Source organism: Ulvibacter antarcticus (assembly GCF_003688405.1).
GTDB lineage: Bacteria > Bacteroidota > Bacteroidia > Flavobacteriales > Flavobacteriaceae > Ulvibacter > Ulvibacter antarcticus.
This window is the reverse complement of the sequence record NZ_REFC01000014.1, coordinates 210,863-228,876: the sequence shown is the minus strand read 5'-3', so window position 1 is coordinate 228,876 and position 18,014 is coordinate 210,863. Positions and strand designations below refer to the sequence as shown.

General features: G+C 38.1%; 13 protein-coding genes. 7 read left to right on the top strand and 6 right to left on the bottom strand.

The genetic code is table 11. The annotated features are described in order from the left end of the window. Positions 1 to 10 precede the first annotated feature (10 nt). Positions 11 to 445 carry a GNAT family N-acetyltransferase gene (locus BXY75_RS12655; RefSeq protein WP_317125251.1) on the bottom strand — a complete coding sequence of 145 codons (435 nt, stop codon included), beginning with the start codon at positions 443 to 445 and terminating at the stop codon, positions 11 to 13. A gap of 36 nt (positions 446 to 481) precedes the next feature. On the opposite strand from BXY75_RS12655, the gene BXY75_RS12650 reads away from it, so the two are divergent. The 7 genes from BXY75_RS12650 (at position 482) to BXY75_RS12620 (ending at position 6,522) form a co-directional block, all read left to right on the top strand. Then, the gene (locus BXY75_RS12650) at positions 482 to 1,225 is read left to right on the top strand and encodes a M15 family metallopeptidase (RefSeq protein WP_121908130.1); all 744 of its coding nucleotides are present in this window, start codon (positions 482 to 484) and stop codon (positions 1,223 to 1,225) included. Between the two features lie 26 nt (positions 1,226 to 1,251). Then, positions 1,252 to 2,016 carry a M48 family metalloprotease gene (locus BXY75_RS12645; RefSeq protein WP_121908129.1) on the top strand — a complete coding sequence of 255 codons (765 nt, stop codon included), beginning with the start codon at positions 1,252 to 1,254 and terminating at the stop codon, positions 2,014 to 2,016. Positions 2,017 to 2,286: 270 nt separating this feature from the next. Further along, positions 2,287 to 3,801 carry a 2,3-bisphosphoglycerate-independent phosphoglycerate mutase gene (gene gpmI / locus BXY75_RS12640; RefSeq protein ID WP_121908128.1) on the top strand — a complete coding sequence of 505 codons (1,515 nt, stop codon included), beginning with the start codon at positions 2,287 to 2,289 and terminating at the stop codon, positions 3,799 to 3,801. A gap of 12 nt (positions 3,802 to 3,813) precedes the next feature. Next, a complete protein-coding gene (locus BXY75_RS12635) occupies positions 3,814 to 4,413 on the top strand; it encodes a TlpA family protein disulfide reductase (protein WP_121908127.1) in 600 nt (199 codons plus the stop codon). A 52-nt stretch (positions 4,414 to 4,465) separates the two neighbouring features. Further along, entirely contained in the window at positions 4,466 to 4,867 is a 402-nt protein-coding gene (locus BXY75_RS12630; protein ID WP_245962982.1) for a BT0820 family HAD-type phosphatase, read from the top strand. Positions 4,868 to 4,876: 9 nt separating this feature from the next. Next, positions 4,877 to 5,695: a type I methionyl aminopeptidase gene (map, locus tag BXY75_RS12625; RefSeq protein WP_121908125.1), complete on the top strand. Its 819-nt coding sequence runs from the start codon at positions 4,877 to 4,879 to the stop codon at positions 5,693 to 5,695. A 62-nt stretch (positions 5,696 to 5,757) separates the two neighbouring features. Then, entirely contained in the window at positions 5,758 to 6,522 is a 765-nt protein-coding gene (locus BXY75_RS12620; protein ID WP_121908124.1) for a class I SAM-dependent methyltransferase, read from the top strand. A 62-nt stretch (positions 6,523 to 6,584) separates the two neighbouring features. Here BXY75_RS12620 and BXY75_RS12615 read toward each other — a convergent pair whose 3' ends face one another. From BXY75_RS12615 to BXY75_RS12595, 5 genes are all read right to left on the bottom strand, one after another. Beyond that, positions 6,585 to 7,592, bottom strand: a complete 1,008-nt coding sequence (locus BXY75_RS12615; protein WP_121908123.1) for an FAD:protein FMN transferase — start codon at positions 7,590 to 7,592, stop codon at positions 6,585 to 6,587. Beyond that, a complete protein-coding gene (locus tag BXY75_RS12610) occupies positions 7,589 to 7,951 on the bottom strand; it encodes a Na(+)-translocating NADH-quinone reductase subunit F (protein ID WP_121908122.1) in 363 nt (120 codons plus the stop codon). The genes BXY75_RS12615 and BXY75_RS12610 overlap by 4 nt, the downstream gene beginning before the upstream one ends. Continuing rightward, on the bottom strand, positions 7,948 to 8,820 hold the full coding sequence (locus BXY75_RS12605) for a DUF4846 domain-containing protein (protein WP_121908121.1): 873 nt from the start codon (positions 8,818 to 8,820) through the stop codon (positions 7,948 to 7,950). Before BXY75_RS12605 ends, BXY75_RS12610 begins: the two co-directional genes overlap by 4 nt. 157 nt (positions 8,821 to 8,977) lie before the next feature. Beyond that, positions 8,978 to 13,651, bottom strand: coding sequence for a M36 family metallopeptidase (locus BXY75_RS12600; protein WP_121908120.1), 4,674 nt, complete (start codon positions 13,649 to 13,651; stop codon positions 8,978 to 8,980). Positions 13,652 to 13,944: 293 nt separating this feature from the next. Beyond that, the gene (locus tag BXY75_RS12595) at positions 13,945 to 17,976 is read right to left on the bottom strand and encodes a T9SS type A sorting domain-containing protein (protein ID WP_170152891.1); all 4,032 of its coding nucleotides are present in this window, start codon (positions 17,974 to 17,976) and stop codon (positions 13,945 to 13,947) included. Positions 17,977 to 18,014: the final 38 nt, after the last annotated feature.

Here is an 18,014-nt window from a genome sequence, read left to right as displayed (position 1 = left end):
TGGAATCTGACTATAGTTCCTTTATAAAATGATAACCTTTAGCCACAAATCCCTCGTTATAATAAAATTTGTGTGAAGGAAAATTATGCACATAGGTATTGAGCTCCACCCATCTGCATTTTTTACTCAAAGCAAGATCATAAACAAATTGCATCAATCGTTTTCCAAGACCTTGATTGCGATATTTTTCATCTATTATGACGTGATCAACTTCAATACTTCTTCCAGCATAATGACGGGTCTGATACCACATCCCACAAATTCCAATCAATGTTTCTGCATCATAAATCCCTAAACACTCATAATTTTGAGTTATCATCTCAAGAATTCTTTCTTTTAAATCTACTTCGGAAACTTTACCCTCTCCCAGCTTTTGAAGCCAAGGAACGATGATCAATATATCCTTAGCGGGAATAATCCGAAATGAAATTGTTGAATCTATCAAAATAGTACTAATTTTAAATCGTTACTAAGATATAAAATGAACAGAAACAAATTCATAAAAATTACGGCTTTAGCTTCAGCAGGAATTGGAATCTTACCTCAACTGTCTTTTAGGTCCTTTCAAGAAAGTTTTACAAGAGATCAACTTATTGGAAAAGGAAACAAAGACATTGTTGGCAACACCTACACTTCAAAAATGCAAAAAGATACTTCCGAAGCTTTCCAAAAGATGAAACTTGCCGCTTCCGAAGAAAACATACAGATAGAAGTCGTGTCTGCTTATCGTAGTTTCCAGAGACAGAAAGAGATCTACGAGGGCAAATACAAAAAATTCACCAAGCAGGGACTTTCACCAATGGCGGCCATCGAAAAGATAATTGAATATTCTACTATCCCCGGGACTTCTCGTCATCATTGGGGTACCGACATAGATATTATTGACGCCAATGCAAAACCCAGACCTGCAAGTGTGCTTCAGCCGCAACTTTTTCATGGAGATGGTCCTTTTTGTAAACTAAAAGATTGGCTCACTAAAAATGCTGCTACCTACGGTTTTTATGAAGTATACACAGACAACGCAAACCGAAAAGGTTTTAAATACGAACCCTGGCATTTTAGTTATGCTCCCGTTTCCATACCCATGCTCGCCGCTTATAAAAAGTTGGATGTACAGAAAATTCTTCAGGAAGAGAAAATTGCCGGTAGTGAATATTTTTCCGAAGCTTTTATCGGAAAATATCGAAGCGAGAATATTTTGGATATAAATCCCGAATTACTTTAGTAACTTTAGTACGCAAAAAACTGAAAATCATGAGAGGTAGCTGGAAAATAAGAATATTCATTGGACTTGCCATCGTAGCATTTGCCTTCTTTAAAAAGTGCTCTAATACTGAAGAAAACCCTTATACAGGTAAATCTCAGTTGATCTCACTTACTACCGAAGAGGAAATAGCAATCGGACTCCAAAGTGCGCCACAAATGGCACAGGAATACGGCGGATTATATCAGGACGCCGAAGCACAGGCATATGTAGATATGGTTGGCGCAAAATTGGTAAACAATAGTATTGCTAAGCAAACGCCATATCAATATGATTTTCACCTGCTCGCAGATCCCAACACTATCAATGCGTTTGCGCTTCCCGGCGGACAAATATTTATTACCTACGCCTTGTATTCGAAATTACAAAATGAAGATCAGCTCGCCGGAGTATTGGGTCATGAAGTAGGTCACGTTTTAGGACGACATTCGGCCGAACGGATTGCGAATACTGAGTTCTGGCAGACTATCTCACAAGGAGCTTCAGTGGGAGCAGATGCCGGTGGTTTAGTTTCAGGGATTGGTCAAAATGTACTGTTAGGCAACGGTCGCGGCGACGAATTGGAAAGTGACGATCTTGGGGTTCGTTTTATGCTCAAAGCCGGTTACAATCCGCGGGAAATGATAGGCGTTATGCAAATACTAAAAGATGCGGCCGGTCCCAGTCGAGTTCCCGAATTTCAAAGTACACATCCCGATCCAGACAATCGTATCGAAAATATCGAAGCATCCATTCGGAAATACGGCGGATAATAGCAATATCAAAACGAATAATGTACGTCTTTGCATCACATTAAATTGCTTGAAAACATCCTTCCCCTACCCTTCCTTCGAAGGAAGGGAGTTTATTTTAAAGCAGTTTTTTAAGTATCTCTTTGAATGGAGACCTTGAGTGATGTCTTATCAAGTTACAATTTCTATAATATTCATAATTCAACCTTCATTTGTTAAATAAAAACTAAATCATCTCGCTTCTTGTATGTAGATCTTACTCAGGCGGGTTTTTGTTTTTATCTTTGCATCATGAACAAAAAGGTGCTTTTACTCATTTTGGATGGCTGGGGAATGGCTCAGGATCCATCTGTTTCTGCGGTTGATCAGGCCGAAACCCCATTTATTGACTCTTTATATAAAAAATATCCGCACGCCCAATTGCTTACCCATGGTATGAACGTTGGTCTGCCAGAAGGTCAAATGGGAAATAGTGAAGTAGGACATATGAATCTTGGCGCAGGGCGAATTGTGTACCAGGATCTTGCAAAAATTAATCTGGCAGTTCAAAACAACATTTTAAAAGAAGAACCTGTTTTAAAGGACGCTTTTTCTTATGCGAAAATAAACCGTAAGAAAATTCACTTACTCGGACTTGTCTCGGATGGCGGAGTGCATTCGCATATTGAACATTTAAAAGGAATATTAACTGCTGCCCATAGCGAAGGCCTTGAAAATGTATTTGTTCATGCGTTTACAGATGGTCGGGATGTAGATCCCAAATCGGGCGCCGGACATATTGCCAATTTACAGGAACATATGCAGAAGACCACAGGGAAACTGGCGACGGTTGTTGGGCGTTATTTTGCCATGGACCGTGACAAACGCTGGGAGCGTGTTAAGAAGGTTTATGATCTTTTGGTCTTCGGAAAGGGTAGCTTTTCCAAAAATGCTGTAGAAAGTATTGAGGCGAGTTATGCAGAAGGAGTCACAGATGAGTTTATTGAGCCTATTGTTCTAACTGAAGCTAATTTACCACTCGCAACTATTGCTGAAGAAGATGTAGTAATATTTTTTAATTTCAGAACGGATCGTGGTCGAGAACTAACTGAAGTACTCACTCAAAAGGACTTTCCTGAGTTTGGGATGAAGAAACTTCCACTCTATTTCGTGACCCTGACAAATTACAAAGATTCATACGATGGAATTAAAGTAATCTACAACAAAGATAATATTACGGACACGCTCGGTGAAATTCTTGAGCGCAATAAGAGAACGCAGATACGAATTGCGGAAACTGAAAAATATCCGCATGTTACCTTCTTTTTTAACGGAGGAAGAGAAATGCCGTTCGAAGGTGAAAAGCGGATTCTTTGTCCGTCGCCAAAAGTAGCCACTTACGATTTGCAACCCGAAATGAGCGCCTATGAAATTCGAGATAAGATCATTCCGGAGATCAATGCGAAAACTGCTGATTTTATTTGCCTTAATTTTGCAAATCCAGACATGGTAGGACATACCGGTGTTTTTGAAGCCGCTGTAAAAGCTTGTGAAACAGTAGACACTTGTACCCGAAGTATTGTAGAGGCAGCTCTGGCAAATGATTATACAACGATTATAATCGCCGATCATGGTAATAGTGAAACTATGCGTAATCCAGATGGTTCACCAAATACAGCACATACAACAAATCCGGTTCCAGTGATTATTGTTGATCCGGAAATAGCTTCGGTTGAAGACGGAATTTTAGGAGATATCGCTCCTACTATCTTAAAATTAATGGGAATTGAAAAACCTAAAGTAATGACACAGCATTCAATTGTATAAAAATTTAGAAAAATGAAAAAGCTACTATTATTAATTACTGTTCTTGGCATTACTGCTTGTAATATGGGCAAAGAAAACAAGAACTCAGACGAAATCACTTCCGAAGAAAATAACATGGAAAAATCAAATGAAACTATGAATAAGCTCGTCGATGATCCGGAAGAAGAAGGGTCGAAAATGCTTATAGGTAAAATTAATTATGCCGGATTAAAATCGGAACCATTCGATATTTGGTTTAATCAAAGTAATAAAGAGCATATGCTCGATACAACAGCAATAGATTTAATAAAACCACTTCTTGAAAATGTGAGTATTAAAGTTTTTATGGGAACCTGGTGCGAGGATAGTCAGAGAGAAGTACCCGGACTTTATAAGGTCTTAAACGCGTCTAATTACAACATAGATACGGTTGAAATGATCGCGGTTTCTCGTGACAAGGACACTCCAGCCGGTCTTGAAAAAGGATTTGACATTCAATATGTACCCACCATCATTTTTGAAAAAGATAATAAGGAACTTGGACGTATTGTAGAATACACTCAGGATTCATTAGAGAGGGACATATTAGCCATTTTAAACGGCAGTGACTATCAACACTCATACGCCGAATAAATATCTGAAAACGGTATTTTCTTTGTAATTTTGGCAATCAATAGAGAACATGATGAATGAAACGTATACCATAGCAGTCGATTTTGACGGGACCATAGTGGAGGATGAATATCCAAAGGTTGGAAAGCCCGTGTTATTTGCCTTTGAAACCCTTAAAAAACTTCAGGAAAAAGGTCACAGACTAATTCTATGGACGTATAGAAAGGAGAAAGCATTAGATGATGCGGTAAGTTTTTGTAAAGAAAATGGAATAGTGTTTTATGCTGTTAACAAAAGTTTTCCTGAAGAGGTATTTGATCCTCGATATAGCCGAAAAATAAACGCAGACTATTTTATCGATGACAGAAATGTTGGCGGTTTAATGAGCTGGGGGGAAATATACCAACAATTTGTGGGTGGGCAAATGTCTCCTGCAGCCACAAAACCTAAGAAAAAAGGGTGGTTTTCTTTTTAATAAAGTACAATGATCATAGTAAAGACACTAGAAGAAATTGAATTAATGCGCGAGAGTGCTCTTGTTGTTTCCAAAACACTTGGAATGCTGGCAAAAGAAGTAAAACCTGGCGTTAGCTCGCTTTATTTAGATAAACTCGCAGAAGAATTTATTAGAGATCATGGCGCTGTTCCAGGATTTTTAGGTTTGTACGATTTTCCAAATACGCTGTGTATGAGCCCAAATGCTCAAGTAGTACATGGTATTCCTAATGACACACCATTTGCAGAAGGAGATATTATTTCTATCGATTGTGGTGCTGTAAAAAATGGGTATTACGGGGATCATGCCTATACATTTGCTATAGGAGAGATCGCTCCCGAAGTGGAAAAACTTTTAAAGATTACCAAGGAATCACTATATGTTGGTATTCGTGAGCTCAAAGTAGGAAAACGAGTTGGAGACGTTGGTTATGCTATACAAGAGTATTGTGAAGCTCATGGTTATGGCGTTGTGCGTGAACTGGTAGGTCATGGATTAGGTAAAACCATGCATGAAGATCCCGAAATGCCAAACTACGGTCGAAGAGGCCGGGGAAAAAAGTTCGTCGAAGGTATGACGGTTGCGATAGAACCTATGATAAATTTAGGAACACGTCGCATTGAACAACTCGATGATGGTTGGACCATTCTTACTGCAGACAGAAAGCCAAGTGCTCATTTTGAACATGACGTTGCAATTGTAAACGGTAAACCCGAATTACTTTCTACTTTCGCATATATCTACGATGCGTTGGTTATTGAAAGTGACGAGGAAGATGAATTCAGAGCTAAAGAACTTGTCCTTTAATCTGTTTCGCGAAGATTCACGGAAACTATAAATGACTCTTCTAAATAAAACGAATTTTACTTTTGAATAAAATCTTTAAATTTTTTCTGAATCTCATTCCGCGAACATTATTGATTAGAATGAGTTATCTGGTACGTCCATTTGTCGCATTTTTCTTAAGAGGCGAAACTTACACAGACCCGATAGATGGTAAATCGTTCAGAAAATTTCTGCCTTATGGTTACGAGAAAGTACGTGAAAATGTATTATCTCCCGGCACTTTATCATTAGAAAGACATCGATTATTCTGGTTATACCTAAAAAACGAAACTAAGTTTTTTACTGAAAAAGTAAAGGTCCTTCATTTTGCGCCGGAGCAGGCTTTTTATACGCGTTTCAGGAAAATGAAGAATCTAGATTATACTACTACCGATCTCAATTCACCTATCGCCGATGTGAAAGCAGATATCTGTAATCTGCCTTTTCACGATGATACTTACGATTATATTATTTGCAACCACGTTTTAGAACATATCCCGGACGATACCAAAGCGATGCAAGAATTATATAGAGTATTGGCGCCAGGAGGTACAGCAATACTGCAAGTTCCTTATGAGGCTGATAGAGATAAAACATTTGAAGATGATAACATCACAGACCCTAAAGAGCGTGCTGCCATCTTTGGACAGTACGATCACGTACGTGTTTATGGAATGGATTATTTCGAAAAACTGGAATCGATTGGATTTTCGGTTGAAGCCGTAGATTATACTAATAAATTAAGTGACAAAGAAATACACAAATTCCGATTAGCAAAAGGAGAATTATTGCCTGTTTGTAAAAAATAAACATTCACTTTAAACTGCTTCGACTCAATGACATATATATTAAGGGTATAATATTGATTGTTTTATTCTACCAATAATCTTCGGAAGCCATCGGTCATATAAACTTGTTCGGTATGTAAACTATCTGAATACGTAAAATAAGCTTCAATTTCCAACTTATCTTTCAATAAAACTTTTGCTTTTTCAAATCCTAAAGCCATGATGGTAGTCGCATAGGCATCAGCTATAGCACATGTTTCAGCAACTACTGAAGCACTTGTAATGTCACTTTGTTCGGCAGATCCGGTTAGCGGATTTATAGTATGGACATATTTTTTTCCGGTAAGCGAATCGGTTCTAAATTTTCTATAATTTCCCGATGAAGCCATCGATTTATTTTCCAGTCTAATTTTAGCGTCGTAGTTTCGATCTTCAAGTTCTGAATGGATCGATTCAATTCCCGCTATCCAGGGTTTCTTTTTAGAGATATTCTTACCTTTGGCTCTAATTTCACCTCCTAGTTCTATGAGGTAGTTTTTAACCTTATTAGCTTCTAAATATCTTCCCAAACAATCAATCCCGTAGCCTTTTGCCACTGCATTAAAGTCGAAGTAAATATTCGGATTCTCTTTTTTAATGGTGCCGTTTTTGGTTATTGATACTTTATCGAAACCAACAAATTGCATAAGCGAATCTAAAACTTTCTCATCTATTTTGTTCAAGGCCTTGATATCACCAAATCCGTAGGCGTTACGGAGCACCCCTATTGTAGGATCGAAGTAACCATTTGATTTTTTGTGCACTGCTTCAGAAATACGAAACACGTCTTTAAAAATTGAATCAATCACAAGGGTTGAATCCCCTCGATTTACTTTTGAAATATCGCTGTTAGGCATATAAGTACTCACCGATCTATTGACTCCATAAATCACAGAATCGATTCCTTTTTGCACTTCAAACTCTTCCGAAGAAAAGAATTGAATCGTATAAATTGTACCAAATGCTTCCCCTTGTAAAACATGGAATTTGACTTCTTCCTTTTCACAGGAAACTAAACATATAACCACTAAAATTGTCGCTAAATACTTCATAAGATCTCTTGTAATCCGTTATACACCATGGTGTAATCTTCATCTTTAAGAACCGGTAAGGCATAGTCACCTCCATGGCCGAGACCTACACCCGCATAATACGTTTTTGCTTCAAATTTCTGCGCATGCTCCTTTATGGTTTGCATAAAAACGGGATCGTATACATTAGCATCCTTCGGATAATGAACCGCTCTTACAATAACGAAATGCAGAATTTTATCTTTTAAAGCTACAAATTGAGGGTCTTTTTTGAGCTTGGAATTTACTCCCATAAACTCATATCCTAACGCTTCCAAATTCTTTCCAACGATATTCATCGCCAAGTTGTGTAGTTCTTGTTCGGTTAATTCTTCACTCATATTCCTTTAAATCTCACAAATTTAGTGTCATTAAAATAATAAGTCGGAATTTCGAGATACTGATTCATTTCTAGTTCGTACCACGGACTTATCTTCAAATCATTTAAATTTTTCAGCAAATGTACGCTTTGTGCCGGTGTATTTCCTTGAGCTAAAATAAATATTTTTTCACCTTCGGAATTGATTGCCATATCAGCAAGCATTACAATATGACCGGGGCTTCCGGCATAAACGAGCATATCTCCTACTTGAAGTTCTTCCGAAGTTTTTATCTTAGGTAATTCGTCATAAAGGGATTGAGTACCCGAATACATAAAAATTAGATTGAGATAACGATGAAAATTTTCTTTGGAATTATTTGCCGAGGCGGTTTTATGAAAGCTCACTTTGTTAGCATTTATTTTTGGACGAAACCCCTCTGCATATTGTTTCCAGGAGCAGTAATGTCCCGATGTGAAATTAAAACCTATTTCATCTTTACGGTTCATATCCCATAAATACTCGGCACGAATCCGGATCAAAGCATCTGCACATTGCTGAAGCCCGTTATCGGGGACGGCAAGTTCAAAAATGCCAACATGACCACTTTGATAGACATAATCATTACCATCGTAATTGACGATCTTCGCTCCAAATGGCTTTAATTTATAATTCTGAATGTAGTTCTGAAAAGAATTTGCGGGATACAAAGTTCTAGTAAAATCCTCGGGCACTTCAATTCGATCGATCACAGTAAGACCTTTCTCTTTCACATGCTCGACTGGAGCAATCACAGAAATTGCCACATTTTTTATCACCTTCCCTTCTTTTGTAAAGAACAAATAGATTAGGCCGGCGGATATCAAGCTTAGGAAAAGAAGCTTTTTCATATAATTAATAACTTCTTTCTACTTCCTTTATTTTAAATCTGAATGATTCAGTCTTTATTCCTGTTGAACTTTCAAACGTTTTAATTTCCGAAGCATAAAAAAACCGCCTTCATATCCAAATAAAGGCGGTAGGATTAAATCAATAAATAAATACTAATTAATATTTCACAATTCGTTTTGTAATTGATCCGTTTTCCGAAGAAATTTTCACAAAATACATTGCCGATTCTAAGTTAGAAAGATCAAGATGATAATCGTTTTCATTTGCAAACGAAACTTCATTCACTTTTCTTCCGCGCACATCATAAACCTCTGCTTTAGCTATCATAATACCCGGCGATACAATTGTTATCATATTCTGAGTTGGATTTGGATACAATGCTATATCTTCCAATGTATTATTTACCGTACCCAACACAAGTCCTTCAAACTGAATAGTAAATCGGTTGTTGAAGGTCCCGGCATCTGATAAGAATGTGTAATTAGCTTCACTTAAATTAGTAACAGTATTTTCTTGATGATCTATTAAATACACCGTTGCCTCTTCAATTAAAGTTCCTTCTAGATCTGAAATAGAGATCACATAAGGCAATCCAGCATCAGCTTGGATTAAGGTTGAGAATCCCATTGGAATAGTAATATCAGGGTTGAAAGCTTCTCTTCCCTGAATACCAAGTTGTTCGCTTCCATCTAACAAATGTGTATAAAGCGAAACAACGGTTCCAAGTTTTTGAGTATCGTAACCTTGATCCAATCCGGCAGTCGCATTTTCTAAAAATCCAATTCCGGTAGTACTACCCATATGATATTGACCTTCGCGAACCATTATCCATAATAGATCCTTTTCAACAGGTCTTCTTAAAGTGGTATTTCCACTGGTTAAGCGCATGGCGTTGTTGAATGTAACATTTCCTCCTGCATTGGCTTTAATTCCGAAGCCTTGTCCTGTAGAAATAATACCATTTGGAGTGGTGGAAGTTCCGGGATCGTTAGAGGCCGGTATACCCATTGTCCCGTTATAAGTGGAAATATCCTCCATACTAAAGTTCTCATTCAATGGCCCCGGAATACCACCAGCCGGAGTAGTTAAATGTTCCCAGAAATAAACCTCATCAACCATTGCATTGGATGAAATAAATAAAGCAGCATCCATAGCAGAAGCGTACGGATTCGAAATTACATTTGGACTATCTTCTTTATCATCGCCAAAATAGGCAGGATATAAAATTTCACCATTATTTAAGGTACCTTGATTGTAGACGTAATTATAGGAACCACTATTCGCAAAAGACGGTCGAATTAAATAGCCTTCCCCTGCGTTTAAAGTTCCTGAAAAATTAGCCCAATCGTTACTATCCTGATCGTGGAAATTCACTCCCACTACCGGAGGTGTGCCGACGTAAGGATCAAAATTTGCAGTTGTGTGAAATAACACTTGATAAGCCGGTAATCCATCTGTAAATACATTTTCGTCATCAGCTGTCATAGGACTTCCCATTATCATAAAATCACGGGCATTCAAAGCTGGAGTAGTAAGTTGAACATTAATCGTTCCATTGTTTGTGACTAATGCAGCATCATCAATCTGTACCACATTTCCTGTGTGTTCTACGATCAATGACGATCCCGCATCCACTGTTATATTACCATCTATACTCATATAATCGTCTGCACCCACGGTAACGGTAGCATTATTATTGATCTCACAAGAACATGCGTCTATATCTGCAATAGACGTATTATAGCTCGTGCTGAAAACTGCCTTTTTACCAGCATCGGGATTCCCATTGTCCCAACTTCCGGTATAGATCGTTGTTTCACCAATCACAGTAACCATGGCATCACAAGTTGCCATGCCGCCAATTCCATCATCTGCTGTAACAGTTACTGTATTTACACCTATATCTCTACATGTAAAATTGGATTGACTAAGTGTAAGTGTTACTGGGCTGCCGCAATTATCTGCCAATGCTTCCGTAATAAGTGGGATAAACCTCACCACGTCGTTCGTGAGTGCGAAAGGCACCCCGTTTCTACCAGGTACGAAAAATCCTGCTGTGCCATTGGCATTCTCTACTCCTTGTGTACGATTTAAACCACCACCATTTGGTGCTGAGGTTGTATGTACTTCAATGTGAGAGGATCCTTCATAAAGTTGTACCTGAGTGGTAATCTGATTTCCTGTTCCATTAATATTATATTGTCTGATATTTATATAGTCAACTACCAAAATTCTATTTGGCGCAGTACCTATTGTTGCATATTGTACAGTTCCACCCAACTGTGGGCTCATATCGTCCCAAAAGTAGGCAATCATATTATTCGGTCCACCGGTATTTGGAATTGCCACCGGCGTCCAGGAAGCACTACCTGTAGTTCCGGAATTGTCGAATGATAAAAATCCATTGGACTGCAAGTAAAAGTTTGTAAAATCATTTCCGAAGAAAGAAAAAGTAAATCCTAAGGGTAATAAGCCGGAAGGTCCATCTTCAATAAGACTGACACTGGTAGCAGAACCTGAAATATCGATGGGGCTAAAAGTCCCTGTCTGATCTACGGTGTACTGAGTAGTATCGGGTGCAGTATTGGCAACGTCACTATTAACAATTGAAGCATTTCCGGCACCGTCCAAGGTAACAGTAATATCGTTACATACTAAAATTGGAATACCATCTGTGACTTCTATTGTTTGATTTAAATTAGCAGTTGCACCAGAACAAGTATCAAAAACAGTATAAACTACGTTTGCAGTTCCTACACCAGCTACGGTTGGATCGAAAGTATAAGAAGTTCCATTTCCGTCATCAGTTACACCAGTCCCACTATAGGTACCTCCTACAGGTGCACCACCGCCAACACCGTTTTGTACTCCATTTGTTATACAAACCGTATCGATATCGGCTACAAAGACTGCGCTTCCAGGTGGAAGATCGAAAGCTTGTGTTCCATCATTTTTGCTGCCAGTAGATCCTTGATTGGCACTAAAACCTAATCCTCTTCCTGCAAAAGCGGTCCAAATAAGACACTGATTAGCGCCTCCATATAGATTTAAATCGGCCTGAAGAATAGCATCTCTACCATCTACAAATCCAGGATTACACGGTTGCAATTTCAATCCTTCCATAACCAATGCTAAAGCAATATTATTTCCTCCAGTACCATTATAGACATCAGGGTCAAAACCATATTCATCAATTAAATCCCAGGTCATTTCCCAAAGCATCATTGCCCAAACAGACCCTACCCCATGAGGTGCAACTTCTGTTTTAATAGAATCGTAAGTGTATGTATTAGTATCGGTGTCGTAACGTTGTGATCGAATACCGGCACCGGTTGAAACTTGTCCGGCCAACCAAGTACCCATTCCTCTAGGATCTGTTCCTGCATCACCAGGTTCGATTGTTAAGACAAGTCCAAAATAATCACTCCAACCTTCACCCATTTGTTCCTGATTACCAAGACATCCGGTTGTGCCTGGGCCTCCAGTTAATCTGTTAGAAATACCATGACCATATTCGTGAGCAATTACTCCATTATCAAAATCACCATCACGATCTCCGGTAGCACCTCCATATACGCATATGAACATTTGCATGGTAGGATTACCTCCGTCGGCTGGTGTGCCAAAAAAAGCATTACATTGCCCTGTTTTTTGACCTTCTCCTACTACATAGTCACTTCCCGCTCCCCCATTTCCATAATTGTTTTCTTGAAAATTTCCAGCAGCTTCAGTAAACCCATATTCATAAGTTACATCGTGCATAATATTCCCCATATAAAACATATTGGTAAGTGCAGCATTTTCTTGCGTTAAAGCGCCTGCATTTAGATCCAGAGTAAAGTTAAAGTTTAAGCTTCCTCCACCATTCGCTCTATTCCCGGTATTAAATCCAAACGCATCAATATTATTTCCTCTAGTATCTGTAAATTCTGCTCCTGCTGAACCATTTGTATCATGCCACCCAAAAGGTGAACCTGTTCCATCCAAATGAGGATCTACAATAGAAGTTCGAGCACCATGGTTCGGACTTTCAACCGGTATGGCAAAAACGTTATAAGTACCAATTAATGCCGTAGAGTTTTCTTCGGAAACAGTTGCTTCTTCAGACTTGTTTATAGGTCCGATAAAAGCTTCATGCGAATGACTATGCTCTAAATAACACTGCGCAATAAAATTATTCTTACTTAGAATTTCACCAGTGTTGGCGTCTACTCTAAAATTCCACCAATCTTCAGGGCTGTTGACATCATCGATAGAAAGCTCCCAAGATAATTGGATAGTATTATTTTCTGTTAGCTGATAAATGAGTTTCACCGGAATGTTAATTCTAGAAATTCCTCCTGTATTGAATGTCACCTCTTGGTTCACACCTCCTTTTCGATTGACTTCTTGAAGATTACTGATAGAATAATTCATTTTCTGAGCTACTGAGAGTATCGCATCTCTTGCACTAAGTGCCGCAGTCGTAGTTTGAGTTATTAACTTAGGACGATCTATAAAGGCATTATTTACCTTTATTACTTTTCCGGAAGCATCTATATGCACACTTGATTCAGTTCCATTGATACCAATACCGTTAATAGCTTGTAGAAGATAAATATGGTGGGTTCCGGAGAGAGAACTAATATGTTCTGCAGTAATCACAATATCATCTGACTTTCCTTCTTTTACCAATTGGGCTAAATATTCAGAAGTCATAGATTGTTTTTTCTCAGGTTTATTATTCTGAGCAATAACAGAAACAGTAGACAGACTTAAAATTGTCATGACCAGGGTGAACATAATTCTCTTGATCACGTTGTCATAATCGATAAAATTTTTTCTTTTCATTTTGAATAATTTTAAGGGGATATGAATAAAAATGTTTTTTTGAAAATGTAAGTATTCACGCACGTAGATTAAAATAGTTACGTTTCAACTATTTTTTTAACTCTATATCGGAATTTCTTATGGCTATTCTCTTAAAAATACTAAAAAAGTATTCTGAACACTACAACTGATGATAAAAATTATTCATGAAAGGAAAACTTTTGTTTACTGACCTACAGGAAGATATAAATTTGAGCAAAAAAAAAGCCCGTTTTCCAAAATGGAAAACGGGCTTTAAAAAATTTAAGTTTACTCTATTCTTTTGCGATTCGTTTAGTTATCGAATTATCATTAGAATAGATTCTTGCAAAATATATTGCACTGTCAAATCCAGACAGGTCAACAGAAGTAACGTTGTTTGAATTAACATCTGAAGTGAACAATAATCTTCCTCTTACATCATAGATTTCTACCTTAGTAATTGTTGTTGTGGTAGAAACTATATTGATCACATCTTGTGTTGGATTTGGGAAAACCGAAATATCTTCCATTTGAGATTGGTCATTACTAAGTACCAACTCCTGGAATTGAAGTGTAAATCGATTGTTGAATGTTCCTGCCTCTGACAAGAAATCATAAGTACCCTCACTTAAATTGGTAATAGTATTTTCTAAATGATCTACCAAATAAACATTGGCGGCTTCAATTAACGATCCTTCCAGATTAGAAACTGAAATCACATAAGGCAATCCACCGTCAGCTTCAATCATTGTAGAGAATCCTAATGGGATAGTCAATTCAGAATTGAAAGCTTCTCTTCCTTGTATACCAAGTTGTTCGCTACCATCCAATAAATGTGAATAAAGCGATACTACAGTTCCAAGTTTTTGAGTGTCGTAACCTTGATCTAAACCGGCAGTAGCACTTTCTAAAAATCCTATTCCGGTAGTACTTCCCATATGATATTCACCTTCACGAACCGATATCCATAATAGATCCTTTTCAACGGGTCTTCTCAAAGTAGTGTTTCCACTTGTTAAGCGCATCGCATTATTAAAAGTGATATTTCCACCTGCATTAGCCTTAATTCCGAAGCCTTGTCCAGTTGAAATAATTCCGTTAGGTGTAGTCGAAGTTCCCGGATCGTTGGATGCAGGCAGTCCCATTGTACCATTGTAGGTAGATATATCTTCCATACTAAAGTTTTCTCCCAATGGTCCCGGGATACCAACAGCAGGAGTAGTTAAATGCTCCCAGAAATAAACCTCATCAACCATAGCATTGGAAGAGATAAACAAAGCAGCATCGATGGCAGAAGCATACGGATTCGAAAGAATATTCGGGCTTTTTTCCTTATCAACACTAAAATAAGCGGTGTTCAAAATTACACCGGTGTTTAAAGTTCCTTGACTAAATGTGTAATTATAAGTTCCACCAGATACATATGAAGGTCTTACCAAATATCCTTCGCTCTTATTTAGCGTTCCAGAAAAATTTGACCAATCATTGCTATCCTGATCGTGGAAATTTACTCCTACTACTGCCGGTGTACCTACATAAGGATCGAAATTTGCCCCAGTATGATGTAATACTTGATACGCACTATTAAAGGTCGTTTCAGTTGAAGCAGTCATAGGACTCCCCAAGATCATAAAATCACGCGCATTTAATGCAGGGGTAGTAAGTTGTACATTGATATTCCCATTATTTGTTACTACAGCGTTATTTTCAACCTGAACTATACTTCCAGCGTGTGCCACGTCTAACGTACCTTCTACTAATATATCTCCATTCACACGGATATATGATGAAGCAGGAACAGTAACTGTAACCCCTGAATTGATAGTAAGTTTACATGCTTCTAAATTACCGTTGGTCGCTGCATTATATAGTGCGTTGATAATTACGGTATCGGTAGCATCAGGCGCTCCTGCAGGAGTCCAGCTTCCGTCCCAAGTTTTTGTAACTCCTGGGCAAGTATTCGCAATAGATATACCCCACATTCCTCGACCAAAGGTACCGATGTACAGTATATTGTCCGTGTAGTTTATTTCTAAATCGTCTACTCTAACATTTGGTAAACCTGTTCCCATTTTTAACCAATCTGCAATGTTAGTTCTAAAATAAGGTCCTAATTCTGTTCCTAAATAAAGAGTTTCATCTGTTGACGTTCTGTTTGCAACAACCTTCTTTATAATAATGTTTGGCAATCCTGTACTAATATTTGTCCAAGTGACACCACCATCTACAGACTTGTATACTTTATTGCCAGCAGAATATCCACTTGCCGAAGCGTAAACAGTTAAAGAGTTTGGCACTGCAGAAAAACTATTTAGGGTTACTCCAGCTGGTGGTGTTATAGTTGTCCAAGTAGCACCATCGTCATCACTACGCTTAGCTGTTACGGTAGTACCTACATCACCTATGGTGTAAATTCTTATTGATCCGCCATTTGGAGTAACATCGATAAATTTAGTAGCAGTAAGGCCTGAACCTAATGCAGTCCAATCTGCTGGTATTCCAGTCCCTCCTTTATTAATCGATTTTTTTATGTCACCATGGCAAGCATAAATGATATTAGCATTCGAAGGATGTACAGACATTTGTGAAACAAAGGCTGCGTCAGTATTCGATCCTAATATGTAAGTAGCCTGGTCATAACCATCAGCATATCCAGCATCTGCGCGATATAATTGTCCATTAGTACCACCTAGATATCTAATATTCGAATTTACAATGTCTATTCCTGCTGAAGTACCATCACCAGCAATCGCTGAAAGCCATTTATTTGGCCCAGCACCTTGCATTATCTTAGAAAAACCATCATTATCTTGGTTCGCCATCATAAAATTATCTCCGCCTGCTTCTTGGGTAACTGCAATATTATACGGTTGTGTTATTATTAAGGTATTTGAAATATCATTCCAAGGTGTCGCTGTAGTTGCGCTAAAAGGCCCTTTGTGAACACCACCGTCATGACCATTTAAAACCATTTCAGTATTTCCTACAAATGATATATGATGGTGGTCTGCGTGGATATAAAACCCTACACCGGCTGGCTCATTATACGCATTCATTAGCGTAGTAAATGAAGCGCCTCCATCTGTAGAACGGAATCCATTAACACCAGCTACAAGAATATTCAACTGATTTATTGGTGAAACAGCAATATTTATATTGTATCCACCTTGCGAATTAAATCCTGTTAGAGTCGTGGTACTAATTAAATCTGCTGCTGTATTATTATATGCATATCTATACTTTCTGAATGAGGCTTCTTCTGTTATTGAACCCATACTTCTTTGGTCTTCAAGAATACCATAGAAATAATCGTCATCATTGGCAGAACTAACAATTTTCAATTTTTGTTGACCACTACTAAGTCCTTCTATAGTACCATGTAGGGCGAAATTCGCACCTCCGTCTGTAGAAAAATACAATCCACCATAACTATCAGAAACCACAACCTTCGTAGCATCATTAGGGTCAAAAACAATGTTTTGAAAACCTTCAGTATAAGGCGAATATGGATAAGTCACTGGAACTAGTGACCATGATGAACCACTGTTTGTAGAAACTCTAATCTCATCATTTGTTAATGCAAATATCTTAGCACTATTCCCCGGAGCAAATGCCAAGTCTCTAATATATTCATTTTGGTCTAAACTAAACGTTAAACCTGTCGGGTCCCAAGTTTCTCCTGCATCTGCAGATTTAAACACACCTATTGAGGATACATGCTCGCCATCTTCATCTCCGGTCGCCATATAAATAATATCGGTGTTAGTTGGGTCAACAAGGATGTCAGTAACTCCTAAACCTGCTAGGAAATCAGATTTTGGAGACCAAAGTGCTCCATTGTTTATAGTTTTCCAAATACCACCCGCTGCAGATCCTGCATACATAATATCAGTGTTTGAAGGGTCTTCTGTAATTACATTTACTCTTCCTTTCCCAGGATAACCAACATAACCATTTGCTAAAGGTCTATCTACAGGACCTACTTGCGTCCAGGGATTTGTTTCTGGAGATCTGCTTTCAACTTGAGTTTCCATTAACTTCCCAATATAATCACCTTTAGATAAAAGCTGATTTGAAGCAGTTGGAAAAGAACCATCAACATTTATTTTGTCTTGCCAAATATAAGCCCATCGTTCAAATTGTTTCATCGCCTTATTATTCGCCTTAATGGAAAGATCCATTGCAGCAAATTCGGCTCTTTTTTGAGTCACTATCTCGTAAAAGTTTGCGTTTTGATCTGTAACTTTAGATTTATAATCTAAAGTTCTTGTGGACTGTGCCTGAGTGAAAAAACTCAAAAATAAAGCCATCGTAAAAAGCCCCATTTTTAGGGATTTTAGTAGAAGGGATTCAGGGTTATTTT